General features: G+C 66.7%; 20 protein-coding genes. 9 read left to right on the forward strand and 11 right to left on the reverse strand.

Annotation, left to right across the window (positions count from 1 at the left end; genetic code table 11):
• Positions 1 to 119: 119 nt before the first annotated feature.
• Together ettA and NFU04_RS05115 are read right to left on the reverse strand one after the other, a co-directional pair.
• A complete protein-coding gene (gene ettA / locus NFU04_RS05110; RefSeq protein ID WP_251308421.1) occupies positions 120 to 1,781 on the reverse strand; it encodes an energy-dependent translational throttle protein EttA in 1,662 nt (553 codons plus the stop codon).
• Between the two features lie 112 nt (positions 1,782 to 1,893).
• Complete coding sequence (locus NFU04_RS05115; RefSeq protein WP_251308422.1) at positions 1,894 to 3,309, reverse strand: PhoH family protein; 1,416 nt, start codon at positions 3,307 to 3,309, stop codon at positions 1,894 to 1,896.
• A 382-nt stretch (positions 3,310 to 3,691) separates the two neighbouring features.
• Between NFU04_RS05115 and NFU04_RS05120 the strand changes: the two genes are divergently transcribed.
• Positions 3,692 to 4,069 carry a CidA/LrgA family protein gene (locus NFU04_RS05120; protein WP_251308423.1) on the forward strand — a complete coding sequence of 126 codons (378 nt, stop codon included), beginning with the start codon at positions 3,692 to 3,694 and terminating at the stop codon, positions 4,067 to 4,069.
• Positions 4,066 to 4,776, forward strand: a complete 711-nt coding sequence (locus NFU04_RS05125; RefSeq protein ID WP_251308424.1) for an LrgB family protein — start codon at positions 4,066 to 4,068, stop codon at positions 4,774 to 4,776. Before NFU04_RS05120 ends, NFU04_RS05125 begins: the two co-directional genes overlap by 4 nt.
• Before the next feature lie 11 nt (positions 4,777 to 4,787).
• On the opposite strand, the gene nirD is transcribed toward NFU04_RS05125, so the two are convergent.
• From nirD to NFU04_RS05150, 5 genes are all read right to left on the reverse strand, one after another.
• Positions 4,788 to 5,186, reverse strand: a complete 399-nt coding sequence (gene nirD / locus NFU04_RS05130; protein WP_251308425.1) for a nitrite reductase small subunit NirD — start codon at positions 5,184 to 5,186, stop codon at positions 4,788 to 4,790.
• Positions 5,187 to 5,231: 45 nt separating this feature from the next.
• A complete protein-coding gene (gene nirB / locus NFU04_RS05135) occupies positions 5,232 to 7,751 on the reverse strand; it encodes a nitrite reductase large subunit NirB (RefSeq protein WP_251308426.1) in 2,520 nt (839 codons plus the stop codon).
• Position 7,752: 1 nt separating this feature from the next.
• Positions 7,753 to 9,036, reverse strand: coding sequence for an NAD(P)/FAD-dependent oxidoreductase (locus NFU04_RS05140; protein WP_251308427.1), 1,284 nt, complete (start codon positions 9,034 to 9,036; stop codon positions 7,753 to 7,755).
• A 200-nt stretch (positions 9,037 to 9,236) separates the two neighbouring features.
• Complete coding sequence (locus NFU04_RS05145; protein WP_251308428.1) at positions 9,237 to 10,283, reverse strand: CmpA/NrtA family ABC transporter substrate-binding protein; 1,047 nt, start codon at positions 10,281 to 10,283, stop codon at positions 9,237 to 9,239.
• Positions 10,280 to 10,879: an ANTAR domain-containing response regulator gene (locus tag NFU04_RS05150; protein ID WP_251308429.1), complete on the reverse strand. Its 600-nt coding sequence runs from the start codon at positions 10,877 to 10,879 to the stop codon at positions 10,280 to 10,282. The genes NFU04_RS05145 and NFU04_RS05150 overlap by 4 nt, the downstream gene beginning before the upstream one ends.
• A gap of 593 nt (positions 10,880 to 11,472) precedes the next feature.
• Between NFU04_RS05150 and NFU04_RS05155 the strand changes: the two genes are divergently transcribed.
• The 3 genes from NFU04_RS05155 (at position 11,473) to arfA (ending at position 15,345) form a co-directional block, all read left to right on the forward strand.
• Entirely contained in the window at positions 11,473 to 14,205 is a 2,733-nt protein-coding gene (locus tag NFU04_RS05155; RefSeq protein ID WP_251308430.1) for a nitrate reductase, read from the forward strand.
• Entirely contained in the window at positions 14,193 to 15,125 is a 933-nt protein-coding gene (gene cobA, locus NFU04_RS05160; protein WP_251308431.1) for a uroporphyrinogen-III C-methyltransferase, read from the forward strand. Before NFU04_RS05155 ends, cobA begins: the two co-directional genes overlap by 13 nt.
• A gap of 79 nt (positions 15,126 to 15,204) precedes the next feature.
• Complete coding sequence (gene arfA / locus NFU04_RS05165; RefSeq protein WP_251308432.1) at positions 15,205 to 15,345, forward strand: alternative ribosome rescue factor ArfA; 141 nt, start codon at positions 15,205 to 15,207, stop codon at positions 15,343 to 15,345.
• A gap of 102 nt (positions 15,346 to 15,447) precedes the next feature.
• Here arfA and NFU04_RS05170 read toward each other — a convergent pair whose 3' ends face one another.
• Complete coding sequence (locus NFU04_RS05170) at positions 15,448 to 16,041, reverse strand: GNAT family N-acetyltransferase (RefSeq protein WP_251308433.1); 594 nt, start codon at positions 16,039 to 16,041, stop codon at positions 15,448 to 15,450.
• 162 nt (positions 16,042 to 16,203) lie between these two features.
• On the opposite strand from NFU04_RS05170, the gene NFU04_RS05175 reads away from it, so the two are divergent.
• The 4 genes from NFU04_RS05175 (at position 16,204) to NFU04_RS05190 (ending at position 22,768) form a co-directional block, all read left to right on the forward strand.
• Positions 16,204 to 17,553, forward strand: coding sequence for a purine-cytosine permease family protein (locus tag NFU04_RS05175; protein WP_251308434.1), 1,350 nt, complete (start codon positions 16,204 to 16,206; stop codon positions 17,551 to 17,553).
• Between the two features lie 336 nt (positions 17,554 to 17,889).
• Positions 17,890 to 19,635, forward strand: coding sequence for a caprolactamase subunit beta (capB, locus tag NFU04_RS05180; protein ID WP_251308435.1), 1,746 nt, complete (start codon positions 17,890 to 17,892; stop codon positions 19,633 to 19,635).
• A 19-nt stretch (positions 19,636 to 19,654) separates the two neighbouring features.
• Positions 19,655 to 21,745, forward strand: coding sequence for a caprolactamase subunit alpha (capA, locus tag NFU04_RS05185; RefSeq protein WP_251308436.1), 2,091 nt, complete (start codon positions 19,655 to 19,657; stop codon positions 21,743 to 21,745).
• A gap of 75 nt (positions 21,746 to 21,820) precedes the next feature.
• Positions 21,821 to 22,768: a helix-turn-helix domain-containing protein gene (locus tag NFU04_RS05190; RefSeq protein ID WP_251308437.1), complete on the forward strand. Its 948-nt coding sequence runs from the start codon at positions 21,821 to 21,823 to the stop codon at positions 22,766 to 22,768.
• A gap of 66 nt (positions 22,769 to 22,834) precedes the next feature.
• Here the strand turns inward: NFU04_RS05190 and NFU04_RS05195 are convergent, their stop codons facing one another.
• From NFU04_RS05195 to NFU04_RS05205, 3 genes are all read right to left on the reverse strand, one after another.
• Positions 22,835 to 23,311 carry a peroxiredoxin gene (locus tag NFU04_RS05195; protein WP_251308438.1) on the reverse strand — a complete coding sequence of 159 codons (477 nt, stop codon included), beginning with the start codon at positions 23,309 to 23,311 and terminating at the stop codon, positions 22,835 to 22,837.
• Between the two features lie 147 nt (positions 23,312 to 23,458).
• On the reverse strand, positions 23,459 to 24,868 hold the full coding sequence (locus tag NFU04_RS05200) for an NAD(P)/FAD-dependent oxidoreductase (protein WP_251308439.1): 1,410 nt from the start codon (positions 24,866 to 24,868) through the stop codon (positions 23,459 to 23,461).
• An 11-nt stretch (positions 24,869 to 24,879) separates the two neighbouring features.
• The gene (locus NFU04_RS05205; protein WP_251308440.1) at positions 24,880 to 26,367 is read right to left on the reverse strand and encodes a Na+/H+ antiporter NhaC family protein; all 1,488 of its coding nucleotides are present in this window, start codon (positions 26,365 to 26,367) and stop codon (positions 24,880 to 24,882) included.
• Positions 26,368 to 26,398 lie beyond the last annotated feature (31 nt).

Raw genomic sequence — 26,398 nt, forward strand, 5'->3', positions numbered from 1 at the left:
AGGCCTTCTGACTTATGAGCCCTTCCTCGGCGTGCTGCAAGGGGGATTCCCAACGCAAATGCCCCCGACGAGAGGCTCGTCGGGGGCATTTGCGTTGCCTGGGGGCCGTGGGCCTGGGCTCAGGCGTCGATGCGCTTGTACTTCATGCGGTGCGGGGTGTCGTTACCGACCCGCTTCTTGTGATCCGCCTCGTACTCGGTGTAGTTGCCCTCGAAGAACACCACCTGAGAATCGCCCTCGAAGGCGAGCACATGGGTGGCGATACGGTCGAGGAACCAGCGATCGTGGGAGATCACCATGGCGCAGCCGGGGAAGGCCAGCAGGGCCTCTTCCAGGGCGCGCAGGGTCTCGATATCCAGGTCGTTGGAGGGCTCGTCGAGGAGCAGCACGTTGGCGCCCTGCTTCAGGGTCTGGGCCAGCTGCAGGCGGCCGCGTTCCCCCCCGGAAAGGTCCGACAGGCGCTTCTGCTGGTCGTTGCCCTTGAAGTTGAAACGCCCCACATAGGCCCGCGAGGAGACCTCGTAGCCGTTGATATTGAGGATGTCCTGGCCGTCGGAGACCGCTTCCCAGACCGTCTGCTTGTTGTCCAGGGCGTCGCGGAGCTGCTCCACATAGGCGATGTCGACGGTCTCGCCGATCACCACCTCGCCGACATCCGGCCGCTCGGTGCCCTTGACCAGCTTGAACAGCGTCGACTTGCCGGCGCCGTTGCCGCCGACGATGCCGACGATGGCCCCCGGTGGCACGGTGAAGGAGAGGTCCTCGTAGAGCAGCTTGTCATCGAAGCGCTTGGAGACCCCATGGAACTCGATGACCTTGTCGCCCAGGCGCTTGCCGGGCGGAATATAGATCTCGTTGGTCTCGTTGCGCTTCTGGAAGTCGCCGGACTGCATCTCCTCGAAGCGGTTGAGGCGCGCCTTGCTCTTGGCCTGGCGACCCTTGGCGTTGGAGCGCACCCACTCCAGCTCGTGCTTGATGGCCTTCTGGCGCGAGGCCTCCTGCTTGGCCTCCTGCTCCAGGCGCTTCTCCTTGGATTCGAGCCACTGGGAGTAGTTGCCCTCGAAGGGGATGCCCTGGCCGCGGTCGAGCTCGAGGATCCAGCCGGCCACGTTGTCGAGGAAGTAACGGTCGTGGGTGATCGCCACCACGGTGCCGTTGTAGTCGTGGAGGAAACGCTCCAGCCAGGCCACGGACTCGGCGTCCAGGTGGTTGGTGGGCTCGTCCAGCAGCAGCATGTCGGGACCGGAGAGCAGCAGGCGGCACAGCGCCACGCGGCGGCGCTCGCCCCCGGAGAGGTTGCCGACCTTGGCGTCCCAGGGTGGCAGGCGCAGGGCGTCGGCGGCGACCTCGAGCTTGCGCTCCAGGTTATGGGCGTCGGCGGCCTCGATGATGTTCTCGAGACGCGCCTGCTCGGCGGCCAGGGCATCGAAATCGGCGTCCGGCTCGGCATAGGCGGCGTAGACGGCGTCGAGCTTTTCCTGGGCCGCCTTGATCTCGCCCAGGGCCTCTTCCACGGTCTCGCGGACGTTCTTGTCGTCGTCGAGCTCGGGCTCCTGGGGCAGGTAGCCGACGTTGATGCCCGGCATGGGGCGCGCCTCGCCCTCGAACTCGGTATCGACGCCGGCCATGATGCGCAGCAGGGTCGACTTGCCCGCGCCATTCAGGCCCAGCACGCCGATCTTGGCACCGGGGAAGAAGGACAGGGAGATGTCCTTGAGGATCTGCTTCTTGGGGGGCACGATCTTGCCCACCCGGTTCATGGTGTAGACGTATTGCGCCATGGAAAGCCACTTCGGTTGAGGGGTTTTTTCGCTGGCACGATGATAGTGCCCGGGGCCCGGAAAGGCCAGCCGGCGGCAAGTGCCGCCGGTAGCCTCTGGCGTGTCGATGGGGTTAGAGCAGCTCTTCGGCGGCCAGGGCCAGCCGCGAGCGCTCGATGCTGCGCAGGGTGATATGGCCGGCATGGGGCCAGTGGCGGAAGCGCTGCACCAGCGCCGCCATGCCGCAGGTGTTGGGGGTGAGGTAGGGAGTATCGATCTGCCCTACGTTGCCCAGGCAGACGATCTTGGTGTTGCGTCCGGCCCGGGTGACCAGCGACTTGAGCTGCTTGGGCGTGAAGTTCTGCGCCTCGTCGATGATCAGGAAGGTGTCGTTAAGGGTCCGCCCGCGCATGAAACCCGGCGAGCGGATCTGCACCCGGGAGCCGATCAGCGAGCGAGTGGCATCCTCGCTCCAGCTGGTGGAACCGTCCTTCTCGTCGCGCAGCAGGTTATCCATGTTGTCGTGGAAGGCGCCCATCCAGGGCGACATCTTCTCTTCCTCGGTGCCGGGCAGGAAGCCGATGTCCTCGCTCATGGAGATCGGCGCCCGGGTGAAGACGATACGCTCGAACTGCTTGGTGTCCAGGGTCTGCTGGAAGGCCGCCGCCAGGGTCATATAGGTCTTGCCGGTGCCGGCGCCGCCGGCGATGGTCACCAGGTCCACCTCGGGGTCCATCAGCAGGTTCAGGGCGAAGTTCTGGCGGCTGTCATGGGCATGCACGCCCCAGACGCTGGCCTTGTGGCGATAGTTGGTGAGCAGCTGCAGGCGCGCCCGCCCCGGCTCCAGCTCGCGGACGATGGCCTCGAAATGGGCGCCGTTCTCGTCATCGGAGACCAGCATGCCCACGTGCCAGTCGTCGGGCAGCTCGCCGCGCAGGGCATAGAAGGTGTGGTGATCGGCGCGTTCCACCTCCACCTCGACGGCCAGGGATTCCCAGAGGGCGCTGCCGTCATGACCGGCACTGGCGACGATCTGGGCGCCCTCGGTCATGGCGTCGCTGTCGTCGAAGGCGCGGTCGGTCAGGTAGTCCTCCACCGGCACCTTGAGGGCCGCGGCCTTGACCCTGAGGTTGATGTCCTTGGTGATCAGGACCACCGAGGCGTCCGGGTACTCGTCGCGCAGGCGACAGGTCTCGGCGAGGATCTGGTTGTCGGGACTCTCCTCCAGGTGGTCCAGGGGGGCGAGGTCCTGATAGCAGAGAAAGCGCAGGCGTCCGCTGGGGGCGTCGTTGGCCCGGGGAATCGGGATACCGTGGGGGATCTCGTCGAAGTCGACCTGGTTGGTCAGCTCCGAGAGGGTACGGCTGACCTGGCGGGCGGTGCGGGCAATTTCACGAATGCCGTTCTTGTGCTTGTCGAGCTCCTCGAGGACCGTCATGGGGATGGCGACGTCGTGTTCCTCGAACTGATAGATGGCCGTGGGGTCATGCAGCAGGACATTGGTATCCAGCACGTAGAGCCGAGTGGGCTTCTTGTCGATTCGCACCATCGTTGGAAGCGCTCCTTGGTTGACGGCATGATCGACATTGGCAGTGACACCTTACGGTCATATGACACCCTGTCATAAGGGCACCGCGCCAATGCCGCTTCCCTGGTATGACGTCCCTCCTCTATGGCCCGGGATACTCCCTTTGACCCTAGAATGCGCCGGCCGATTCATGAGTTCCAGCACCCGGGTTCAACGTTATTTAGCGCCTGTCGATGCGCCCCGGTGGGGTGCGTGTCGGGCATAGGGCGCGGGTCCCGGCGGCCGGAGCGAGGCGGGCCATCCCGCGATAATGATAGCGTGATAACCTTAGTGCGACTTTCATGATGGCTTGCCGCCGTTACCCCGCGGCAGGCTCCCTCTATCGTCGTTTTCTGGAGATGGCATGACACTGTTGCGCGGGTTCCTGTGGCTGCTCGGGTTCCAACTGCTGGGGCAGGCGGCCGTCGAGTGGCTGTCGCTGCCGGTCTCCCACGCCATGGCCGGGCTGCTGTTGCTGCTGGTCTGGCTGTTGGTGACGCGGCGGCTCAACGAGAGCGTGGCCACGGCGAGTCAGGCATTGATCGGGCTGCTCGCCATGCTGATCATGCCCGGGGTGGTGGGGGTGTTCTTCGTGATCGACGAGTTCGCCGGCCATTGGACGGCGGTGATGGTAGCCCTGGTCCTGGGGACCCTGCTTAGCGTGTTGACCACCTTCTGGTTGATGCGGCGCTTTATGCCCGGGGATCTGGCGAGTGGCGATACGCCGGAGCCACGGCCATGAGCGGCTGGCAGGCGTCGATACCGAATGGCCCCATCCTGGCCATCGCCCTGACCCTGGCCGCCTATCTCGGCGGCGTCCGGCTGTTCGAGCGGCTCGGCCGGCCGAGCTGGTGTCCGGCGGTGCTGATCGGGGCGTTGTTGATCGCCACCGGCCTCTGGCTGCTGGGCATCCCGTACCGCGATTACCGGCACGATATCGCCTGGCTGACCCTGCTGCTGGGGCCTGCCACCGTGGCCTTGGCGGTGCCCCTCTACCAGCAGCGCCAGGCGATCTTCGCCCTGTGGAAGCCGATCCTCTGCTGCCTGCCGCTCGCCGCCGCCCTGGCGGCATGTTATGCCGTGGCGATCGCCTGGCTGCTGGGGGCGCCGCCGGCGGTGCTGGCCTCCCTGGCGCCGAAGTCGGTTACCGCGCCCCTGGCCATCGGCATCCAGGAGCAGATCGGCGGCTCGCTATCGCTGATGCTGGGCGGCCTGCTGATCACCGGGGTCATGGCGACCCTCTTCGTGAGCTGGCTGGCGCGCCTGCTCGATATTCGCGACCCACGGCTGATCGGCTTCACCCTGGGCGTCAATGGCCACGCCATCGGCACCGTCCGCGCCTTCGAGCTCGGCCCCACCGCCGGCGCCTTCGCCTCCCTGGGCATGAGCCTGACCGGGGTCTTTACCGCGCTCTTCCTGCCGCTGGTCTGGCGGCTCTTCGGCGCCTGAGGGCAGGCCCTTCAGGCGTGGATCAGCACCCGCTCGCCGTCGAAACGCACCGGCCAGGTGCGCAGTCGGACGGCGTCGTCCTCCAGGCACTGGCCATCGGTGAGGCGGAAGTGCTGCTTGTAGAGCGGCGAGGCGACGACGGGGTCGCCCTGGAGGTCGCCGACGATGCCCCGGGCGATGACGTTGGCGCCGGAGAAGGGATCGTGGTTATCCAGGGCATAGAGCGCCTGCTCGTGGCCCGGCTGCGGCGTGTTCGGGCCGCTTGGAAGGTAGAACAGGGCCACCTGGGCGGGGCCGTCGGCGGTCTCGATCCAGGCGGCGACGCCGGAGAAGGGCACCAGGTCGGCGTGGTCACAGAGGGCTTGCCAGGTCATCTCGGTCTCGTGCTCAAGGGCGGTAGCGGTGGTCATGGGAGTCTCCATTGTCTTGGGTGAGGGCGTCCGGGGCGCCATTCGCTAGGCGGGCCTTAGCTGGCCGCGCTCGCTGGTCATAATGATGTCCGGGTCCGGGCGGCTGTCGTTGACGAAGCTTCTGAAGCGCTTGAGCTTCTCCGGGTCCTTGACGGCATTCGCCCATTCGCACTCGTAGGTGTCCACCACCGCCTGCATCTGGCGCTCCAGCTCCTCGCCTATCCCTAAGCTGTCCTCCAGGATCACCGCCTTGAGGTAGTCGAGGCCGCCCTCCAGGTTCTCGCGCCACACCGAGGTGCGCTGCAGGCGGTCGGCGGTGCGCACATAGAACATCAGCACCCGGTCGATGGTGCGGATCAGTGCCTCGTCGTCCAGGTCGGTGGCGAACAGCTCGGCATGGCGGGGGCGCATGCCGCCGTTGCCGCAGACGTAGAGGTTCCAGCCGTGCTCGGTGGCGATCACGCCGATGTCCTTGCTCTGGGCCTCGGCGCACTCCCGGGTACAGCCGGAGACGGCCAGCTTGAGCTTGTGGGGCGAGCGCAGGCCCTTGTAGCGATGCTCGAGGCGGATCGCCATGCCCACGCTGTCGTCGACGCCGTAGCGGCACCAGGTGCTGCCGACGCAGGACTTCACGGTGCGCAGCGACTTGCCGTAGGCGTGGCCGGTCTCGAAGCCCGCCTCGATCAGCTCGCCCCAGATCGCCGGCAGGTCCTCCAGGCGGGCGCCGAAGAGGTCGATGCGCTGGCCGCCGGTGACCTTGGTGTAGAGCGCGTACTTCTGTGCCACCTGGCCCAACACCACCAGCTTGTCCGGGGTGATCTCCCCGCCGGCGATGCGCGGCACCACCGAGTAGGTGCCGTTCTTCTGCATATTGGCCATAAAGGTGTCGTTGGTGTCCTGCAACGGGATATGTGCCGCGTCGGTGATCGGCTCGTTGAAGCAGGAGGCGAGGATCGAGGCCACCGCCGGCTTGCAGATATCGCAGCCCAAGCGATGGGTCTCGGGATTGCCGTGCTTCTCCATCAGCTCGCCGAAGGTCTTGATGCCCTCGACGCGGACGATATCGTAGAGCGCCTGGCGGGTATGGGCGAAGTGCTCGCAGAGGGAGCGGTCCACCTCGACGCCGCGGCTCTCCAGTTCATGGTCGACTACGCTCTTGAGCAGGGCCGCGCAGCCGCCGCAGCCGGTGCTGGCGCGGGTCGCGCCCTTGACGGTGGCGAGGTCGCAGGCCCCCGCGTCGATGGAGGCGCAGACGTCGCCCTTGGTGATGTTATGGCAGGAGCAGATCATGGCGGCGTCGGGCAGGGCGTCGGGGCCCAGCGCCGGGGCGCCCTCGCTCGAGGGCAGGATCAGCGAGGCGGGATCCTGGGGTAGCTCGATGCCGCCCGCGTAGTACTGCATCAGGGTGTCGTAATAGCCGTTGTCGCCCACCAGCATGGCGCCGAGCAGTCTCTTGCCGTCGCCGGAGACCACCAGCTTGCGGTACTCCTGCTTGATCTCGTCCAGGTAGCGGAACATCCGCGCGCCGGGGTGCTGGGTGCCGTGGGCGTCGCCGATGGCGCCCACGTCGACGCCGAGCAGCTTGAGCTTGGTGCTCATATCGGCGCCGCGGAAGGTCTCGGCCTCGCGGTCGAGGACGTCGGCCATCAGGGTGTCGGCGGCGGCCCGGGCCATCTGGTAGCCGGGGGCCACCAGGCCGAAGATGCTCTGGTTCCACAGCGCCACCTCGCCGACCGCCAGGATCATGGGGTCGCTGGTCAGGCAGCGGTCGTCGATCACCACGCCGCCGCGCTCGCCGAGTTCCAGGGCGCTGTCGCGGGCCAGCGCGTCCCGGGGGCGAATGCCGGCGGAGAAGACGATCAGGTCGGCCTCCAGCACCTTGTCGTCCTGGAATACCATGCGATGGCGGCCGGCCTCGCCGTCCTCGATGCGCTGGGTGGCGCGCTCGGTGAGCACCTGCACGCCCAGCGCCTCGATCTTCTCGCGCAGCAGTTCGCCGCCCTCGGCATCCACCTGCATGGGCATCAGCCGCGGGGCGAATTCCACCACGGCGGTATCGAGATTCAGGCCACGCAGGGCGTTGGCCGCCTCCAGGCCCAGCAGGCCGCCGCCCACCACCACGCCGGTGGCGGCGTTCTCGGCGGCGGCGCGGATGGCGTCCAGGTCATCCAGGGTGCGGTAGACCAGGCAGCCCTCCCGGTCGTTGCCGGGAATCGGCGGCACGAAGGGATAGGAGCCGGTGGCCAGCACCAGGCGGTCGTAGGGATAGCGGCCCCGGGGGGTGACCACCTCGCCCGCGTCGCGGTCGATGGCGGTGACGGCCTCGTCGAGGCGCAGTTCGATGCCGTGCTCGGCGTAGTAGTCGGCGGTGGACAGCGCCAGCGATTCGGCGTCGCGGCCGGCGAAGTACTCGGAGAGGTGGACCCGGTCGTAGGCGAGATGACGCTCCTCGCCGAAGACGGTGATCCGGTAGCGCCGATGGGCGCCGCGCTCGATGAGCTGCTCGACCAGGTGGTGGCCGACCATGCCGTTACCGATGATGATCAATGGCTGTTGCGTGGACATCTTAGGCGGCCTCCTTCACGGGGCGGGACGTTGAAGCGGATAAGGGGGTGTCGAGCAGGGCGTCGGCATCGGCCGCGCCCAGCAGCAGGGCCGGGCGGCAGGCGCCGAGGTCGCGGCCGGTCTGGGCCTGGGCGAAGTACCAGGGGCCCATGGCGGTATCGCCATAGAGCACCGCGCCCTCCAGGCGGCCGTCGCGCAGCAGCAGCCGGCGGTAGTCGCCCTGGTCGGGGTCCTGGTAGACCAGCACCTCGTGGTCGTCGTCGGGATCAATGGGGCCGAAGGCGTAGAGGGAGATGCCGCTGACCTTGAGCTTGGTGGCGGTCTCGGCCTCCCGGTAGCCTGGCGTTGGCTCGCCGGACAGGCGCGCGGCCAGTACCTCCACCTGGCGCCAGATCGGCTCCACCAGGCCGTAGGTGTGGCCGGCGAACTCGCAGCATTCGCCGAGGGCGTGGATATGCGGGTCGGAGCTGGTGAGGCCGTCGTCGACCCGGATGGCGCGGCCCATGGCCAGGCCGGCGGCCTCGCCCAGTTGGGTATTGGGGGCGATGCCGGCGGCGATCACCACGCAGTCGGCGGGCAGCCGGCGCCCGTCCTCCAGGTGCGCCGCCGCCACCCGGCCGCGGCCGTCGTCCTCCAGTCGTGCCAGGCGCGCGCCGGTATGGATCGCGAGGCCGCGGCCGCGAAGTGCTGCCTCCAGCAGGGCGGCGGCGGTGGCGTCGAGCTGGCGATTCATCAGCCGGCCGGCGCGCTGCAGCACGCCGACCCGGGCGCCGCGCTTGCGCATGCCCTCGGCGGCTTCCAGGCCCAGCAGGCCGCCCCCCACCACCAGGGTCTCGGCGCCGGCCTCGGCGGCGGCCATCAGCGCCTCGGCGTCGTTGAGGTCGCGGAAGCCGTGGACCCCCGCCAGCTCGATGCCGGGCACCGCCGGCATGGCCGGCCGCGAGCCGGTGGCCAGCACCAGGCGGCCATAGTCGAGGGTGCGTCCCGCGTCGGTGGTCAGGCGCCGGGCCCGGCGGTCGATATCGGTGACCCGCTCGCCGAGGAGCAGCTCGATGCCCTGGTCGGCATACCAGGCCGCGTCGCGCAGGGTCAGGGCGTCGCGGGCCATCTCGCCGGCAAGCCAGGGGGAAAGCAGGATGCGGTTGTAGGCCGGGGCGGCCTCCTCGCCCAGCACGATGATGCGTGTCGGCCGATCGGCCCGCTGGAGCAGGGCCTCCACCAGCCGATGGCCGGCCATGCCGTTGCCGATGATCACCAGGGGCTCGTCCGGGGTGAGTTGAGGCATGGGGAGCGTCTCCTGTCGTGGCGAAAACCAAAAACGGCGCCTTCCTCTGGCCCGTAGGCCAGGGGAAGACGCCGTTGTCTGAATCCTGTCGAGGCGATCGCCGTTGATGCCCCGTACTGATCAAGGACTTTCAAGAACCCGGCCAGAATGCCGGGGTAAGTCGATTTTTTCTGTGATTACATAGGGTTGTAATATCTCCGTCAGGGGGTGGCATGGCCGGCGCCTGCACCCGCCTGGTGCAGGGCCGCGTCATAATGCACGGGGTCATGGCAGGCCCGCAGGCCGGCCAGGCCCAGGCGCCGCCCCTCCCGGCGTAGGGCCTGGTCCAGGTGCTCGGCGACGCCGGCGGCGGCCTGGGGATCGGGGCGCAGGCTGCCGGCGAGGCGCTGACGCATCGGTGCCTCGTTGAGGGCCAGCCGCGACAGGTGGGCCACCGAGCGATCCAGGTAGGGGGGCAGGGCCAGCCACTCCAGGGCACGGCGGGCGTGGCCGGGGTCCGCCGCCAGCCAGTCGCTGGCCCGCTGCAGGGCGACGATCAGTCGCGCCAGGGTGGCCGGATAGTCGCGCGCCCAGGAGCGGGTCACCCCAAGCACCTTCTCCGGGGCTTCCGGCCAGAGCTGGGCGCCGGTGGCGACGATGCGCCCCGCGCCCCGGTGCTTGGCCAGGCTGCCCCAGGGCTCGCCGGCGCAGTAGCCGTCGATCTCCCCGGCTTCCATGGCCTCCACCATGCGCGGCGGCGGCAGCACCACCAGCTCGACGTCGCGCTGCGGGTCGAGGCCGCCCAGGTCGAGCCAGTGGCGCAGCTGATAGTGCTGGCAGGAGTAGGGGTAGACCATGGCCAGCCGCGGCGGGCGGGGCAGCGTCGGCAGAACCGCGGCCAGGGCCCGGGCGCCGCGGGCCGGGTCCACCGCCAGGTGGGCGTGGCTGGCCTCGGCGAGGCGTTCGGCGAGCACCAGGGCATTGCCGTTGCGGGACAGGGTCACCGGGGCCAGGGTCTCGCAGGGGGCCCGGCCCAGCCCCAGGCTCATGGCCAGCGGCATCGGGGCGAGCATCTGGGCGCCGTCCAGCAGGCCGGCGGCCACCCTGTCGCGCAGGGTCGACCAGGTGTTCTGGCGGGCCAGGGTCACGTCCAGGCCCTGGTCGGCGAAGAAGCCGGCCTCCCGGGCGATCACCAGCAGGGCCGAATCCAGCAGCGGCACGAAGCCCAGGGTCAGGTCGGGACGTTCGGCATCCGGTAGGCGGGTCATAGGCCGTTCTCCAGGCGTTCGAGGATATCGATGACGTTGTCGGCCACCTGGGCGATGCGCTGGCCGCGATCCATGGCCAGCTTGCGCAGCATGCGGTAGGCCTGCTCCTCGTCGGTGTTCTGATGCTTCATCAGCAGCCCCTTGGCGCGCTCGATGCGCTTGCGTTCGCTGAGCTGGCTGCGGGTCTTGTCCAGCTCGCGGCGCAGCGACTGGAAGGCATCGAAGCGGGCGATGGCCACCTCGATGATCGGCTTGACCCGGCCGGGCACCAGGCCGTCCACCACGTAGGCGCTGACCCCGACCTTGAGGGCGGCCTGCAGGGTGTCCGGGTCGTGTTGATCGGCGAAGAAGACCACCGGGCGGGGGTTCTCGCGATTGAGCAGTGCCATGCTGTCCAGGGTGTCCCGGTCCGGGGACTCCATGTCGATGATCACCACATCGGGGGCATGGCGGACCACCATCTCGTTGAGGCTGGCGGGGCTGGTCAGGCGGCAGATCACCTGGTGCCCCTCGTGGGTCAGAGCCTCCTCGACCATGGCGGCGCGCACCACTTCGTCGTCGACCAGCAATATCTTCAGGGACGTGGGTGGGGACATAACGGGACTCGCGGGAAGATCAGGTCTTATAGCCCTGCAATAAGCGTTCCAGCTCGCCGGGGATCGGATCAGGGCACCCAGGGCTATCGCAGTCGCGTGCACTCTGTAGGAGGCCCGGGGCTACCCTGGGGGCAGGTCGTCGCGGGGCGCTGTAAACCCCTCCCTGGGCGCTACTTTTGCCATCCCTGGCAAAAAACACCCGCTCCATCCTGCCCCCAGCGCCCCTCGTCATTCCGATGGCGATAGCCCTGGAAGTGGGCCGACTTGTTTGCTGCCTGGCGAAGGCCTGCACCGCCATGGGGTGGCCGGGATTGCGTCGATAGGGTGCAGTCGCGTCTCGAGGCGCCTTGTGATGGTGCGTGGGGGCGCGGTCGGGGTAACCCGGGGGCCTGGTCGTTCGCCAAGATACTCAGGCTAGTCAAATGGTTAGATATGTTTTCCGGGCATATGGCATACGCCTTGCTTACCAGGAAGTAACCCGGGACCAATGGCGGTCCTGTCGATATCAGCAGTTCAGCGAACACGACGATGGCGTCCTGCTCACGGCCTAGCGGCCGAGGGAGGGCGCCATCGTCGTTTCAAGAGGCAACCCTATGCATCAGGCGCGAACCACCTGCCCCTATTGTGGCGTCGGCTGCGGCGTACTGGCGGAGCTGGAGGACGAGCGGATCGTCGGCGTCAGCGGCGACAGCGAGCACCCGGCCAACTATGGCCGCCTCTGCGTCAAGGGCTCGGCCCTCCACGAGACCCTCGGTCACCGGGGCCGACTGACCCGGCCCCGGGTCGACGGCGTCGAGGTGGACTGGGAGACGGCGCTGTCCGCCGTGGCCGAGCGCCTGGCGGCGACCCGAAGCGAGCACGGCGACGGCGCGGTGGCGGCCTACCTTTCCGGCCAACTGCTCACCGAGGACTATTACGTGGCCAACAAGCTCTTCAAGGGCTTCCTCGGTACCCCGCACCTGGATACCAACTCGCGGCTGTGCATGGCCTCGGCGGTGGCCGCCTACAAGCGCAGCCTGGGTGCCGACGCCGTGCCCTGCAGCTATGAGGACCTGGAGGAGGCCGAGCTGGTGGTGCTGGTGGGCTCCAACCTGGCCTGGAACCACCCGGTGCTCTATCAGCGGCTCAAGGTGGCCAAGACCCGCAACCCGTTGATGCGGGTGGTGGTGATCGATCCCCGGGTCACCGACAGCTGCGAGATCGCCGACCTCTACCTGGGCCTCAGGCCCGGCAGCGACGCCCGGCTGTTCAATGGGCTGCTGGCCTGGATGGCCGACAAGGGCCGGCTCGACCGGGTCTACCTGGAGCGGCACACCCAGGGCCTCGAGGAGGCGCTGGCCGCGGCCCGGGAGGAAGATGCCTCGGTGGCCGCCGTGGCCGCCGACTGCGATCTCGACCCGGAGCGCCTGGAGACCTTCTACTACTGGTTCGCCAGCCAGTTGCACGTGGTGACCCTCTACTCCCAGGGCATCAACCAGTCCTCCAGCGGCACCGACAAGTGCAACGCCATCATCAATTGCCACCTGGCCGGCGGCAAGCTCGGCCTGCCCGGGGCCGGGCCCTTCTCGATCACCGGCCAGCCCAACGCCATGGGCGGCCGCGAGGTGGGCGGCCTGGCCAACCAGCTGGCCGCCCATATGGACTACCACACCCCGGGCGCGATCGAGCGGGTGACCCGCTTCTGGGCCACCGAGTCGCTGACCCCGAGCCTGCCGGAGGGGCCCGGGCACAAGGCGGTGGAACTCTTCGAGGCGATCGAGCGGGGCGAGGTCCGGGCGCTATGGATCATGGCCACCAACCCGGCGGTCAGCCTGCCCCGGGCCGACCGGGTACGGGCGGCGCTGGAGACGTGCCCGCTGGTGATCGTCTCCGAGTGCATGGCCGACACCGACCTGCTGGCCTATGCGGATATCGTGCTGCCGGCCTCGAGCTGGTCGGAGAAGAACGGCACCGTGACCAACTCCGAGCGGCGCATCTCCCGTCAGCGCGGCCTGCTGCCGCCGCCGGGGGAGGCGAAGCACGACTGGTGGATCATCACCCAGGTGGCCCGGCGGCTGGGCTATGGCGAGGCCTTCGACTACGCGCATCCGTGTGAGATCTTCGACGAGCATGCCCGGCTCTCCGGCGTCGAGAACCTGCCCGGAACCCCGGGCGAGCGGCTGTTCGATATCTCCGGCCTGGCGGGGCTCGATCGCGCCGCCTATGACGCCCTGGCACCCATCCAGTGGCCGGTCAACGCCGCCGCGCCCCGGGGCACCGCGCGGCTCTTCGAGGACGGCCGCTTCGCCACCCCGGATGGCCTGGCCCGGCTGATTGCGGTGCGCCCGCGGGCTCCGCAGCAGGCGCTCTCCGAGGCGCGGCCGCTGCGCCTCAACACCGGGCGTATCCGTGACCAGTGGCACACCATGACCCGCACCGCCCGGGCGCCGCGGCTGATGAATCACCGCGCCGAGCCCTTTATCGAGATCACCCCCGAGGATGCCCTGGCGCTGGGCGTCGGCGACCAGCAACTGGCCCGGCTGCGTGGTGCCGGCGGCGACTACCTCGGCCGGGTGCGGCTCACCAGGGGGCAGCGCCGGGGCGAGGTGTTCGTGCCCATGCACTGGAGCGACCGCTTCAGCGGGAGCGCGCGCATGGGCAGCCTGCTGGAGGCCCACCTCGACCCGCTCTCCGGCCAGCCCGAGTCCAAGCATGGCGCCGTGGCGCTGACGCCGCTGCCCATCGCCTGGGAGGCGACCCTGCTGGTGGCCGATGGCCTCCCTGTCACGCCCGACTGGTGTACGGAGGCCGCCTACTGGGCGCGAATCCCCCTGGCCCATGGCCAGCGCTGGCAACTGGCCGGCAGGCCTGAGCAGGCCGATCGCGACTGGCTGGCCTGGCTCGCGGGCCACCTGCCGGTGGCTCCGACGCTGTGGCTCGACGATCCCGCCGGCGGGCGATTGCGTGCCGCCGGCATCGAGGACGGTCGCCTGCGCTGGTGGCTGATGGTGGGCCCCCCGGCGGAGTCGCCGGGGCTGGCCTGGCTCGATGAACGCCTCGCCGAGGCCGCCCGGGGCGAGGCCCTGTCGGCCGAGCGCCGGCGCCGCCTGCTGGCCGGCTGCGACGACGGCGCCGCCGACAGCGGCCCGGTGGTGTGCAGCTGCCATCAGGTGGGCCAGAAGGCCATCGTCGCGGCGATCCGCGGCGGCGAGGCCAGCGTCGAGGCGCTGGGTGCCCGCCTGGCCTGCGGCACCCAGTGCGGCAGTTGCATCCCCGAACTCAAGTCCCTGATCGAAGCGCACCGCGAGACGCGTGCCGAAGAGGAGAGCACCCCATGCGAACCCTGACCCCGAACAGCAAGGCCCGACTGGCATGGGATGCCCTGCTGGCACCGCTTCGCGGCCTGGCCCGGCGCATCGCCGACACGACCGCCTGGCGAACCGATGGCGTGGACCAGCGGAAGGGCACGGCCCTGGGCGGCGACTGCCGCCCCGGCAGCGTCTACCTGGTGGGGGCCGGCAGCGGCGCGGCGGAGCTGTTGACCCTCAGGGCCGCCCGATTGCTGGGCGAGGCCGATGCGGTGGTCTATGACCGCCTGGTGGGGGATGAGGTGCTGGCGCTGATTCCGGCCCACCGGGAGCGTTACTACGTGGGCAAGGCCCGGGGCCAGCATAGCGTGCCCCAGGCGGAGATCGGCGAGCTGCTGGTGGAGCTGGCGAGCCAGGGCAAGTCGGTGGTGCGCCTCAAGGGCGGCGACCCCGGGGTCTTCGGGCGCATGGGCGAGGAGCTCGCCGCCCTCGATGCGGCGGGGGTGCCCAGCGAGATCGTGCCCGGTATCACCGCCGCCTCGGCGGCCTGCGCCGGCATGGGCATTCCGCTCACCGACCGGGCCCATGCCCAGCAGCTGCGCCTGGTCACCGCCCAGCTGTGCCGGGTGGATGGCGAGCCGGACTGGGCGGCGCTGGCCCGTCGCGACGAGACCCTGGTGTTCTATATGGGCCTGGCCAAGGTCGAGGCGATCTGCGCCGGGCTGCGCGGCGCCGGCCTGCCCGACGACTGGCCGATCATGCTGGTGGCCAATGCCAGCCTGCCCGAGCAGCGGGCGCTGATCGGTACCCTGAGCGAGATGCCCGCCAAGCTGGCGGCCGAGCCGCTGCCCTCGCCCTGCCTGATCGTCGTGGGCAGCGTGGTGCGGATGGCGGCGCAGCGGCAGCGCCGGGTGGCCGGGGCCGAGGCCGGGGCCGAGGCTGGGACGGCGAAGGAGTGAGGGAACCCCCGGGCACGGGGAGAGTCCCAAGGCGCCGGGAGGCGGTGTTCGTCTCCCGTGTCATCCAAGGAGTGCCTCGATGAAGAAGACCGGCAAGATTCGCGATAATGCCCTCAAGGCGACGCTACGCACCCCGCTGTTCAAGCAGCGCCGCGAGACTCCCAAGAAGGGCAAGGGCAGCTACTCCCGCAAGGGGCGGGCGCCTCGCCAAGCGGCCTGACACGGCCGTTTCGCCAGGCGCCTGTCTCGCCCATTATTCCAACCTCACGCTTCCCCAAGAGGTCCTCCATGGAGGGCCTCGTCGATTCTTGGCGTCGGTCGATCAGCGGCGCGCGCCACGCCAGTCGGCGGCGCTCAGCCGATAGAGGCAATGGGGGCGCAGCGGGTGGCCCCGGGGCAGGGCGGGGTGCTCGAAGGTCTCGGCGCGACGCATGCCGAGCCGCGCCATCAGCGCTTGGGAGCGGTGATTGTCGAGGGGGGTGAAGGAGACCACCTCGTCGAGCCCCAGCGAGTCGAAGGCCACCGCCAGGGCGGCCTCGGCCGCCTCCCGGGCATAACCGTGTCCCCAATGGGGCCGCGCCAGGCGCCAGCCGATCTCCACGCAGGGCGCGAAGGGCAGGTCGTCCCGGGGAATATGCAGCCCCACGAAGCCGATAAAGGACGCCGGTAAGGACGCCTGTAGGCTCTCGCTCTGTTTTATCTCCACCGCCCAGAAGCCCCAGCCTCGCTCGGCGATCAGCCCACGAATGCGTTCGGCCAGGGCATCGCTCTCGGCTCGGCTCAGCGGCGCCGGGAAGTGCGCCATCACCTGCGGGTCGGCATTCAGGGCGGCGAAGGGCGCCAGGTCGCTCTCCCGCCACTGGCGCAGCCGCAGCCGCGGCGTCTCGGGTTCGATAAGAAAATTCTCCGACGACATGGTGCCCTGAATGCCAATTCATGAGGCTCTAGCCGGCAAGCCGAGCTCTCCTCCGCTGAGTAGGGTGAAAACCAGGCGCTGTATTGAACGCAAGCAGCGCTACACCCTTCGTTGCCGGCCTGGGTGGCCGGTCTGGATAACAAGCACAAAAAGGTAACCCAAATGACCCAGCGAGAGAAAGTGAGCGACCTCGACTATGCCGAGGGGCCTGTGCCGGAGTCTGGGCGCATGCCCCGTGGCAACTTGATGATGGCTTGGTGGGCGGTCTGCAGTGCTATCTTCTATCTGGTAGTCGCTGCGGCCATGGCGCGCCACTACGGCACTGCTAATGCCTTGATCGGAATTGTGTTAACGGTGTTGGCCTATGGTGCCATCAATGCGGTGATCAGCCGCTATGCCATGCGTACCGGGTTGACCGTGGCGCTCTTCTCCAAGGTGCTGTTTGGTCGCTTCGGAGCCATGGTGGCCACCTTGATATTTTTTGCCACTGCCCTCTACTACGCGGTCTTCGAAGGTTATGTCATGGCCCTGGTATTGGCCGAATGGAGTGGCTATCTCTCTATGGCAATGGCTACCGCTATTGTGGTGGTGCTGGGGGTGTCGCTGATTTTTGGTAGCGTGCAGCATTGGCTGGACAAGTTTAATGGGGTGTTGCTACCAGTCTATGTCGTGGGAATGTTGATCGCCGTGGGGATGGCGATAAGCGAGTTCGGGTATCCCGATAATTGGCTGGCGCGTGTGCCGGATGGTGGAGCCCCTACCTTTGGGTGGTTGCATACCTTTGCCTACTATATGGGTGTCTGGGTATTGATGATGTTTACCTTTGACTATGCGCGTTTTGGGCGCCCTAAGGATGTGAAATTTCATTCACGAATCACCTTCGGTGTGCCGTTCTATTTAATGGCGTTCCTGTTCAGCGGGGTAGTGGGTATCCTGCTCGACTCCATGATTCCCATCGGCGGATTATCCGAAGCCTCTATCGTGCTGGGGCTGCTGGAGTTGATGGGGGTGGGTGGCCTACTACTGGTATGGGTAACGCAGAGCCGGATCAATACCGCCAACTTTTATCTGGCCACGGTCAACTTCGAATCCCTGGTTCGCAAGGTGACAGGTCGGCGACTGGGTAAGGTGTTCGCCGGTTGCCTGATTGGTGCCATGGCCTATGGGTTGATGATGGCAGATGTCTTTACTTATCTGCTTCAGGCGCTGGCCTATCAGGGGGTGTTCGTGGTGGCCTGGGTGGGTGTGGCCCTGGCGCATATTCTATCGCCCACCTATCAGAGCCGCTTTCAGGGCCATGTGGAGCTGGATAATGCTCATATTCCGGCTTTCAACCCTTGTGGTCTTCTGGCCTGGGGGGGAGCGATCCTGGTGGGCATTGTGTTGATGCAGTTGCCTACCTTGGTTGGCTTCTCAGCCCCGGTGACCTTTTTCTGCTCTTACCTACTCTATGAACTGGGACTGCGCCGGGCTAATCCGGCCTGGTACATGGCGAGTCTGCTCAAGGAGTGATTGTCGGTTGATACGCTGCTGCCGGAGTCCTGGACTTCGGCAGTATTTTTTGTGCCGAAAAAAGCCGCCCAAGGGCGGCAAGTCGAGGCGTGACATGGCTCTCCTCTCAGCGTGTCACTCAGAACCACCTTAGCCGTCGATGGATTTTTTGGATTGTCGCTCAGTGTACTCCAACTTGGATGGTCGAGAGTGCACTGAGTGACAATTCACGGCTCGCCAGGTGGCAATCTCCGGTTTCCGCCGATCCGTAGTGTAAGGGGTATGGCCTCGGCCATCGGTATCATCGACGTGCGTCGTGATATCGCAAGGCTCACAACGACAATATCGGAGTCCCATATGTCGACCATTGATCCCATCACGCTAGCCGTGGTCAGGGGGGCGCTGGAGACCGCCCAGCGAGAGATGACCCTGACTCTTGAGAAGACAGGCCGCTCCAGTGTTTTCAACCTGGCTCACGACTACTCTAATGCTCTCTTCGATCACTTGCCTGAAATGATACTTCAGGGGCAGGACATTCCGATTCATCTAGGCTCCCTGATTCCTGCTATGAAGGCCGTGGCGGGCTTCTACGGTGAGGACATCGCCGAGGGTGATGTTATCTACCACAATGATCCGGCCTATAAGGGCAGTCATATCATCGACTGCTGCATGTATAAGCCGGTCTTCTTTCGAGGCGAGCTGGTGTTCTGGACGGTATGTAAGGGCCACCTCACCGATATTGGTGGCCCTGTGCCGGCGGGTTACAACCCGGATGCCAAGGAGATCTATGCGGAGGGGCTGCGCATCCCTCCGGTCAAGTTATGGGAGAAGGGAAAGCGGCGCGAGGACGTGATCAACCTGCTGCTGACCAATATGCGGGCACGCGAAAGTCAGGAAGGTGACCTGAACGCTCAGTACGGCGCCTGTCGCGTGGGGGAGCGTCACTTGCTGGCGCTTCTGGAGCGCTATGGGGTGGATACTGTCAAGGCAGCCATTGCCGAACTCAAGGCCATGGCGGATCGCCAGATGCGCAGCCTGATTCGCCAAGTGCCGGATGGTGATTACCTTGGCAAGGCCCGATTGGAAGATTCCGGCCATGGTCTCGGTGATCTCGAGATCACCGCCCGTGTATCGGTGCGCAATGATGAGGTAGCGATTCACATCGATAGCCCGCCCCAGGTGCCCTATTTCATCAACTCCTACGAGGGCAACTCCATGTCCGGGGTGCTGCTGGGGCTGATGATGTTTGCCCAGTTGCCGCCTCCCTACAACGAGGGGCTTTACCGCTGTGTCAGTGTCGATATGGGGCCGCCGGGCACCCTGTGCAATGCCACCGAGCCGGCCCCCCATGCCAACTGCACCACCACGCCCATGGAGACCCTGACCGACGCGGTGCGCCTGGCCTTTGAGCAGGCCGCCCCGGATCGGGTCAGTGCCTCCTGGGGGCACGCCAGCGGTATCAATATTGCCGGCAAGGACCCGCGGCGTGGTGATGACCAGTACGTCACCATGGTGCTGGCCTCGATCATCTCTGGCGCGGGGGCGACCCGGGGCATGGATGGCTGGCACTCCCGCGGGCCGCTGTGCTGCTTTGGTGCCCTGATGTCGGGGGATATCGAGCTACTCGAGTACTCCTATCCGATCCTGATCCACCGCTATGGCCTGATGACCGACAGCGGCGGTGCCGGCGAGCGACGCGGTGGCTCCGGCACCTGGTTGGAGATCGAGCCCCTGGATCACGTCATGACGACCGTTGCCTTCGGCGAGGGGCGGCAGTATCCCACTGCCGGTGCCGCAGGCGCCCGGAACACCCTGATCGAGCCCAAGCTGGGTCGATTGATCCATCGCCATGGCGACGGCAGTGAGACCGCCTATGACCATAACGCCATGCTGGATGTCTCCCCCGGTGAGCGGGTGATCAATATCAATCCTGGTGGCGGCGGCTTTGGTGACCCCTTCACCCGCCCCGTGGAGGAGGTACTCGATGACATAAAGAATGGCCTGGTGTCTCGTGAGGGAGCCCGGCTCGACTACGGGGTGATCGTGACTGCCAGTGGTGAACTCGACATCGAGGCCACCCACCAACAGCGCCAAGCCGGCTGATCCTGAGGAGGACACAACAATGAAACATGATTATCGACTGGGCATCGATGCCGGCGGTACCTTTACCGACTTTATTATCGCCGATCGGGAGGGCCGGGTGAGGCTGTTCAAGAGCCCATCCACGCCTGAGGATGGCACCAAGGCGATCCGGGCTGGTCTGGCGCAGATCTCTGACGCCCTGGGCAAGCCTGCGGCCGAGATCGTGGCCAACGCCGATCTCTGCATCAACGGTACCACCGTCGCCCTGAATGCCTTGATCGAACGTCAGGGCGTCAAGGTGGGGCTGCTCTGTTCGGCGGGGCACGAGGATAGCCTGGAGATCCGTCTCGGTCACAAGGAAGACGGTTACCGCTACGACCCGGAATACCCCCCGGCGCACATGCTGGTGCCACGCCATCTGAGGCGCCCGATCGGTGGACGAATCCTGAGCGATGGCCGTGAGCGGGAGCCGCTCGACGAGGCAGCGATTCGCGAGGCGCTGGGTTATTTCCGCGATCAGGGAGTCGAGGCGGTGGCGATCTCCTTCCTCTGGTCTGTGGCCAACCCGGATCACGAGGCTCGGGCCCTGGCCCTGGTGCGTGAGCTCTTACCCGAAGTGTTCGTCTGTGCCGGCAGTGAAGTCTATCCCCAGGTGCGTGAATACACCCGAACTTCTACGACGGTGGTAAATGCCTATCTCAGCCCTGTGATGCAACGCTATGTGTCGCGCATCGATGCCCTCTTCGAGGAGTTGGGAGCACGCCATCCGGTGCAGTATTTCCAGTCCAATGGTGGCCTGGCCCAGGGCAAGATGATGAGCGAGCGTGCCGTAACCGCCATCAACTCCGGTCCTGCGTCGGCTCCCCAGGCCGGACTGCATGTGGCGCGTCCCTTTGGGATCGACAACGTCATCACCGTGGACATGGGAGGCACCTCCTTCGATATCACCCTGACCCGGGGAGGGCAGACCAACTTCAGCAAGGACGTGGACTTCCTGCGCTACCGCATCGGCGTACCGATGATCCAGGTGGAGACCCTGGGTGCGGGCGGGGGCTCCATTGCACACCTCAACGACCAGGGCATGCTCCAGGTGGGGCCACGTAGTGCCGGGGCGACCCCCGGGCCGGTCTGCTATGGAAAGGGGGGGCGGGAACCCACGGTCACCGACGCCAACCTGGTGCTTGGCTACCTGAACCCGGACGCGGTGCTCGGTGGCACGGTGCGTCTGGACCGCGAGGCGGCTTATCAGGCGATATATGACAGGGTGGCGAAGCCGCTGGGCATCAGTGTAGAGCGGGCCGCCTTCGGTATCTCGACCCTGGTCAACCTCAATATGGTCAACGGCATTCGTCGTGTATCGGTGGAGCAGGGCTATGATCCCCGCGATTTCGCTTTGATCGGTGCCGGCGGCGCCGCCGGTATGCACCTGGTCCGCCTGGCCGACGAGATGGGGATTCGCCAGGTGCTGGTGCCGAAGGTCGCCTCGGGATTGTGCGCCTTTGGCCAGATCATCTCCAATGTTCAGTACGAGAAGCTTTCCTCGTTGCCGCTGCCCCTGGATGAGGATGAGGCTCATCGCGAGGTACTCAATGAGCGGTTAGCGACATTGCGAGACCAGGGGGTGGAGCAACTGCGGCAGGATGGTTTCGAACGTAACGAGATCGACTGTCACTATCGACTCGAGATTCGCTACCTCGGCCAGATCCACGAATGTACCGTGGAGTTGCAGTCCGATCATCTGGATGCTCAGGGCTGGAAAAATCTCAAGGCCGCCTTCCATGATCGTCATGAGGCACTTTATTCCTACAGTGAGCCACATAGCGCCATTGAGCTGGTCAACCTGGAGTGCTCGGTGGTAGGACGGGTGGCGCCACCGCGGATGCCGGAACTCGCGCCGCGCGGTCTCGATCTAGAGCAGGCTCGCAAGGGGCAGCGTGATATGCTCTTCGACGAGAGTGGCGATTGGGCGCCCGCCCCGGTCTACGATGGCGAGAAGCTCGATCCGGATCTTTGCATACGCGGACCGGCGGTGATCGAGGAACCGACAACCAATATCGTCATTCCGCCCGGTTGGCAGGCGAGTCTGACGCGTACGGCCACTTATCTGTTGACCCCGGACGAGGGCGCATAAGGCTCATGGATGGCAAGACGTGGGGGCGTATTGGCGCCCCCCGACCTCATAACAACAAGAGTGACGAGGTGACCCATGACTCTAGAGGTACAGGCCATCGAGGCGCGGGATCAGTGGGCTCGCATGGTATCGGCGACCTATTTTCCACTGACGCTGAACTATGGCGACGACCAAGGTGGGTTTCAGGGTTCTCTCAAAGTGTGGAAGGCGGATAACGACCGTTTTTCCCTTTCACGTCTGTGTTCCGATCGACTGGAATACGCTCGCAATGAAACACAGATCGCCGATGACAGCGAGTCTTCCTTCCTGGTGACCATTCCTCAGCACACCAGTGTCTATTTCGATCAGCATGGCCGCATCCTGCGTTGCCGACCCGGCGGCTTTATCGTCGAGCAGGGGGATGCACCCTACCGCTTCGGTTACGAGCATCGCAATGCCATGTGGGTCTTCAAGGTGCCCGGCGAAGCGATGCAGCATCGAGTGCGGCGTCCCGAGCGTTACTCCCAGCACTGTTTCGACGCTGAGAAGGGCATGGGGCGGGCCTTCGTCGAGTTCTTGATGATCTGTGCCGAACGCCACGAGGAGTGTTCGCCGAGCGATCGTAATCGACTCTTCGAGCAGGCGTTAGGCATGCTGTCACTGGTACTCGAGCAGGACGAACGGGTACTGAATAGCGAGCAGTCCCACCTAAAAACGGCACACTTGATGCGTATCGAGCGCTTTATCGCCAGTCAGCTCGGCAACCCTGAGCTGGATCCTGCCCTAGTGGCTGCCCACAGCGGCATCTCGCTGCGTTACCTACACAAACTCTTCTCCGAGACCGGCCATACCGTCAACGAATGGATTCGTCGCCAGCGCCTGGAGGCGGCGCGCCGAGATCTCTGCGATGCGGCCTGTGGCATCACCATTGGCGAGATTGCCTACCGCTGGGGATTCTCTGACCAAGCCCAGTTCTGTCGAGCCTTCCGCCGCCAGTTCGGCTGCTCCGCCAGTGAGATGCGTCGCCGTATACTGATCGATTAGCCAGAGCTGATATCTTATCGGCCGAGGGCCGGCGATCGCCGGCCCTCGGGGACTCGCGGTCGATCGTTACAGCTGGGCGAGGATGGTCTCGGCGCTGCTCTGGTCGATGCCCTTCTCGTCGACGCCCAGGTACTCCACCACGCCGTCGTTGGCGATCAGCGCATAGCGTTGGCTGCGCACGCCCATGCCGGCGGCGGTGAGGTCCTTGCTCAGGCCGATGGCCTCGGCGAAGTCGGCGCTGCCGTCGGCCAGCATGGTGATGGCCTGGGCGTTCTGGTCCTTCTGCCAGGCGTCCATCACGAAGGCGTCGTTGACCGAGGTGCAGACGATGGCGTCCACGCCCTTGGCGAGGATCTCGTCGGCCTTGATCACGAAGCCCGGCATATGGGTATTGGAGCAGCCGGGGGTAAAGGCACCGGGCACGGCGAAGAGCACCACCTTCTTGCCGGCGAAGAGCGCATCGGTGTCGATGTCCTCGGGGCCCTGGGCGCCGTTGGTCTTGAGGGTCAGGTTGGGCAGCTGGTCGCCGATGGCAAGACTCATGTCGGGGATCCTTCTCGTCGGTGGAATCGGTCGCGCCGGGGCATCCCCCGGCGCGACCAATGTAGCAGGAGCGGCGCCTCCCGGCGAAACTCCGTTACGCCTGATGGGGGAAGGCGGCGAAGCCCTCGGCGCCGGTCATCTCCCGACTCACTCGATGATCGAGGCGAAGGCATCGTTCACGCGCGTCAACGCCGGCTTGAGCAGCGGCGCTTTCCGGTTGTGTTTCATCAGCGCTTCCTCGCCGGCGTAGCTCAGGGTGATGGCCTGGGCGGCGAGCCAGCGTAGCGGTTCGGGTTCCCAGCGCTTGAGCAGGCGGCGGTGGCTCTCGCCGGTGAAGGCCCAGGGCATGCGGGCGAGCGGCGTGTCGCGCTCGAGGATCAGGTCGACCAGGGTGCGGGCGAACAGGTGCGAGGCGGCCACACCCTCGCCGGCGTAGCCGCCGGCGGTGGCGAGGCCGGCGGCGCGGTCCAGGATGGCGTGGGGGCGGAAGTTGCGTGACAGCCCCAGCGAGCCGCCCCAGCCGTGGGTGATGCGCACGTCACGCAGGGCGGGGAAGAGGTCCGCCAGCAACGTGTGGCGCAGGCGGATATCGTCGTCCGAGATGGCCTGGTCGGCCTTGGGACGCGCGCCGAAGCGGTAGCTGCCGCGGGCGCCGAACACCAGGCGACCGTCGGCACTGCGGTGGCCGTAGGTGATCAGCCGGCTGGCGTCGGCGAAGGCCGGGCGCCCGGCCAGGCCGATCTCCTGCCACAGGGCCTCGGGCAAGGGCTCGGTGGCGATCACCAGGCTCTGCACCGGGATGATATGGCGGCGGAAGTCGTGGAAGCGCTCGGCGTAGCCCTCGGTGGCGCCGATGATCAGCGGCGCCTCGATGCTGCCCTCGTGGGTGCTCACCTGGTGGCGGCCCAGGGTGGTGGCGCGGCTGTGCTCGAAGATGGTGACCCCCAGGCGTTCCACCGTCGCCGCCAGGCCCTCGACCAGCTTGCGGGGGTGCAGGGTCGCGCAGTGGCGGTGGTAGATGCCGCCCCGGCCGCCGCGGAAGCGCGCCTGTTCGGCCAGTTGCTCGGCGTCGAGCCAGTAGCAGTCCGCCTCTGCATGGCCCAGGGCGTGCAGGTGCGCCAGGTAGTCGCGCTGGATGGCGACCTGATCGGGGTAGCGGGCCGCGGCGTAGATTACCCCACCCTTGTGGAAGTCCGCGTCGATGCCCTCCCGGTCCAGTACCTCGCCGATGGCATCGACGTTGTCCGCGAGCAGCCGACAACATGCGCGGCGAGCCGTCAGGGCCAACGGGGTGAGGTGGCGCTCCAGCCCCGCGAGGCTGCCCACCACCCAGCCGCCGTTGCGCCCGCTGGCGCCATGGCCGACGCGCTCGGCCTCCACGATCACCACCTCGAGGTGGGGCGCCAGGGTCTTGAGGTAGTAGGCGCTCCACAGCCCGGTGAAGCCGGCGCCGACGATGGCCACGTCGGCCTGGTGCCGTCCCCTCAGGGGGGGGCGGGGCGCGGGCCGGGCGGCGGCGCTGTCGGTCCAGTAGTTGGCGTGGGTCGAAGTCCGCATGGTTTCCTCTCTCACAGGTAGCCCAGGGCCAAGTAGGCCGCGGCGGCGAGACAGCCGGCCAGGGCGGCATAGGGGATCTGGGTGAAGGCATGCTGGAAGGGCGTGCAGCCACTGGCCTGGGCGGTCAGCACCGTGGCATCCGAGTAGAAGCAGGCGTGGCTACCGAAGGTGCTGGCCGAGAGGGTCGCGCCGATCACCAGCGTCATGTCGGCCCCCAGGTTGTGGCCCAGGGTGGCGACGACCGGCAGGATGATCACGAACACCCCCCAGTTGGAGCCGGTGGCGAAGGACACGAAGCCCATCAGCGAGAAGATGACGAAGGGCAGCATCTCGGCGGTGATCAGCGGCTGCACGCTGGTGATGATGTACTCGTTGAGACCCAGCGAGGTGTTGACCTCGTTGAACAGGAAGGCCGCCACCAGTACCGCCAGGGCATCGAGCATCGACTTGAAGCCCTCGAGGATATTGTCGAAGGTCTCGCCGGGGGTGAGCTTGCGCAGGCCGATGAAGGCCACGATCATGCCGGCCAGGGTGACGAAGATCCCCATCAGGAAGTCCAGATCGAACCACCAGGTGAAGAAGGCCAGCGAGGCCATCGGCAGCAGGAAGGACCAGACGCTGCCGCGGGCATGGGAGTGGGCCTCGAGGTGGGCGATCTCGGCGTCGATATGCTCGGCGCCGGGGGGGACGCACTGGCCGCTGTCCCGGGCACGCCGCTCGGCGGCCTTCAGCGGTCCGAACAGCGGGATCTTGCCGTGGATGACCAGCGGCACCATGGCCACGGCGATCCAGGGATAGAACATGTAGGGAATGGCCTGGATGTAGGTCAGCACGCCCTGGCCGTCCTCGGCGATGCCGTTCTTCTCGATCAGCGCACCGAAGAACACCGCCCAGGTGGAGATGGGGATCAGCACGCTGACCGGGGCGGCGGTGGAGTCGATCACATAGGCGAGCATCTCCCGGGAGGTCTTGAAGCGGTCGGTGACCTTGCGCATGGAGGTGCCGACCGCCAGGGAGTTCAGGTAATCGTCGACGAACAGCACGATGCCCATGAACCAGCAGCCCATCAGCGCCCGGGGCTTGTTGACGGTGTAGCGCATCAGGGCATCGGCGAAGGCCCGGGACGAGCCCGACTTGAGCAGCAGGGCGATGATGCTGCCCATCAGGCCGCAGACCATGATCACCCAGGCGACGTCCTCGTCGGTCATCACCGTCATCAGGCTCTCGGCGAGGCTGCCCAGTGCGCCGGTGGGATCGATCATCAGGGTGCCGGCGAAAGCGCCGAACACCAGAGGTTCCAGGGCGCGCCGGGTCCATAGCGCGAGGATCAGCACCAGGGCCGTGGGCAGCAGCACCAGGGGGCCGTCGAGCGATTCGCTGCCGGCGCTGGAGACCACGGCGCCGACGCCTGCCGTCAATGCCACCGCCACGACGGCCATCACCAGCCAGTGATGCCACGGCCGGCCGCCCCACTTGATCACCTTGTTGTTGGCTTCCATGAATATCTCCTCGGTGTTGTCATTGTTTGAG

The organism is Halomonas sp. NCCP-2165 (assembly GCF_023708045.1).
Lineage (GTDB): Bacteria > Pseudomonadota > Gammaproteobacteria > Pseudomonadales > Halomonadaceae > Bisbaumannia > Bisbaumannia pacifica.

What these genes read in the sequence shown, in the direction of transcription:
- capA (WP_251308436.1), top strand. Translation starts at nt 19,655, where the DNA reads ATGAAACATGATTATCGACTGGGCATCGATGCCGGCGGTACCTTTACC.
- ettA (WP_251308421.1), bottom strand. Translation starts at nt 1,781, where the DNA reads ATGGCGCAATACGTCTACACCATGAACCGGGTGGGCAAGATCGTGCCC.
- nirD (WP_251308425.1), bottom strand. Translation starts at nt 5,186, where the DNA reads ATGACCACCGCTACCGCCCTTGAGCACGAGACCGAGATGACCTGGCAA.
- NFU04_RS05140 (WP_251308427.1), bottom strand. Translation starts at nt 9,036, where the DNA reads ATGCCTCAACTCACCCCGGACGAGCCCCTGGTGATCATCGGCAACGGC.
- NFU04_RS05190 (WP_251308437.1), top strand. Translation starts at nt 21,821, where the DNA reads ATGACTCTAGAGGTACAGGCCATCGAGGCGCGGGATCAGTGGGCTCGC.
- NFU04_RS05145 (WP_251308428.1), bottom strand. Translation starts at nt 10,283, where the DNA reads ATGACCCGCCTACCGGATGCCGAACGTCCCGACCTGACCCTGGGCTTC.
- NFU04_RS05155 (WP_251308430.1), top strand. Translation starts at nt 11,473, where the DNA reads ATGCATCAGGCGCGAACCACCTGCCCCTATTGTGGCGTCGGCTGCGGC.
- NFU04_RS05150 (WP_251308429.1), bottom strand. Translation starts at nt 10,879, where the DNA reads ATGTCCCCACCCACGTCCCTGAAGATATTGCTGGTCGACGACGAAGTG.
- NFU04_RS05205 (WP_251308440.1), bottom strand. Translation starts at nt 26,367, where the DNA reads ATGGAAGCCAACAACAAGGTGATCAAGTGGGGCGGCCGGCCGTGGCAT.
- cobA (WP_251308431.1), top strand. Translation starts at nt 14,193, where the DNA reads ATGCGAACCCTGACCCCGAACAGCAAGGCCCGACTGGCATGGGATGCC.
- arfA (WP_251308432.1), top strand. Translation starts at nt 15,205, where the DNA reads ATGAAGAAGACCGGCAAGATTCGCGATAATGCCCTCAAGGCGACGCTA.
- NFU04_RS05200 (WP_251308439.1), bottom strand. Translation starts at nt 24,868, where the DNA reads ATGCGGACTTCGACCCACGCCAACTACTGGACCGACAGCGCCGCCGCC.
- capB (WP_251308435.1), top strand. Translation starts at nt 17,890, where the DNA reads ATGTCGACCATTGATCCCATCACGCTAGCCGTGGTCAGGGGGGCGCTG.
- NFU04_RS05175 (WP_251308434.1), top strand. Translation starts at nt 16,204, where the DNA reads ATGACCCAGCGAGAGAAAGTGAGCGACCTCGACTATGCCGAGGGGCCT.
- nirB (WP_251308426.1), bottom strand. Translation starts at nt 7,751, where the DNA reads ATGTCCACGCAACAGCCATTGATCATCATCGGTAACGGCATGGTCGGC.
- NFU04_RS05115 (WP_251308422.1), bottom strand. Translation starts at nt 3,309, where the DNA reads ATGGTGCGAATCGACAAGAAGCCCACTCGGCTCTACGTGCTGGATACC.
- NFU04_RS05195 (WP_251308438.1), bottom strand. Translation starts at nt 23,311, where the DNA reads ATGAGTCTTGCCATCGGCGACCAGCTGCCCAACCTGACCCTCAAGACC.
- NFU04_RS05125 (WP_251308424.1), top strand. Translation starts at nt 4,066, where the DNA reads ATGAGCGGCTGGCAGGCGTCGATACCGAATGGCCCCATCCTGGCCATC.
- NFU04_RS05170 (WP_251308433.1), bottom strand. Translation starts at nt 16,041, where the DNA reads ATGTCGTCGGAGAATTTTCTTATCGAACCCGAGACGCCGCGGCTGCGG.
- NFU04_RS05120 (WP_251308423.1), top strand. Translation starts at nt 3,692, where the DNA reads ATGACACTGTTGCGCGGGTTCCTGTGGCTGCTCGGGTTCCAACTGCTG.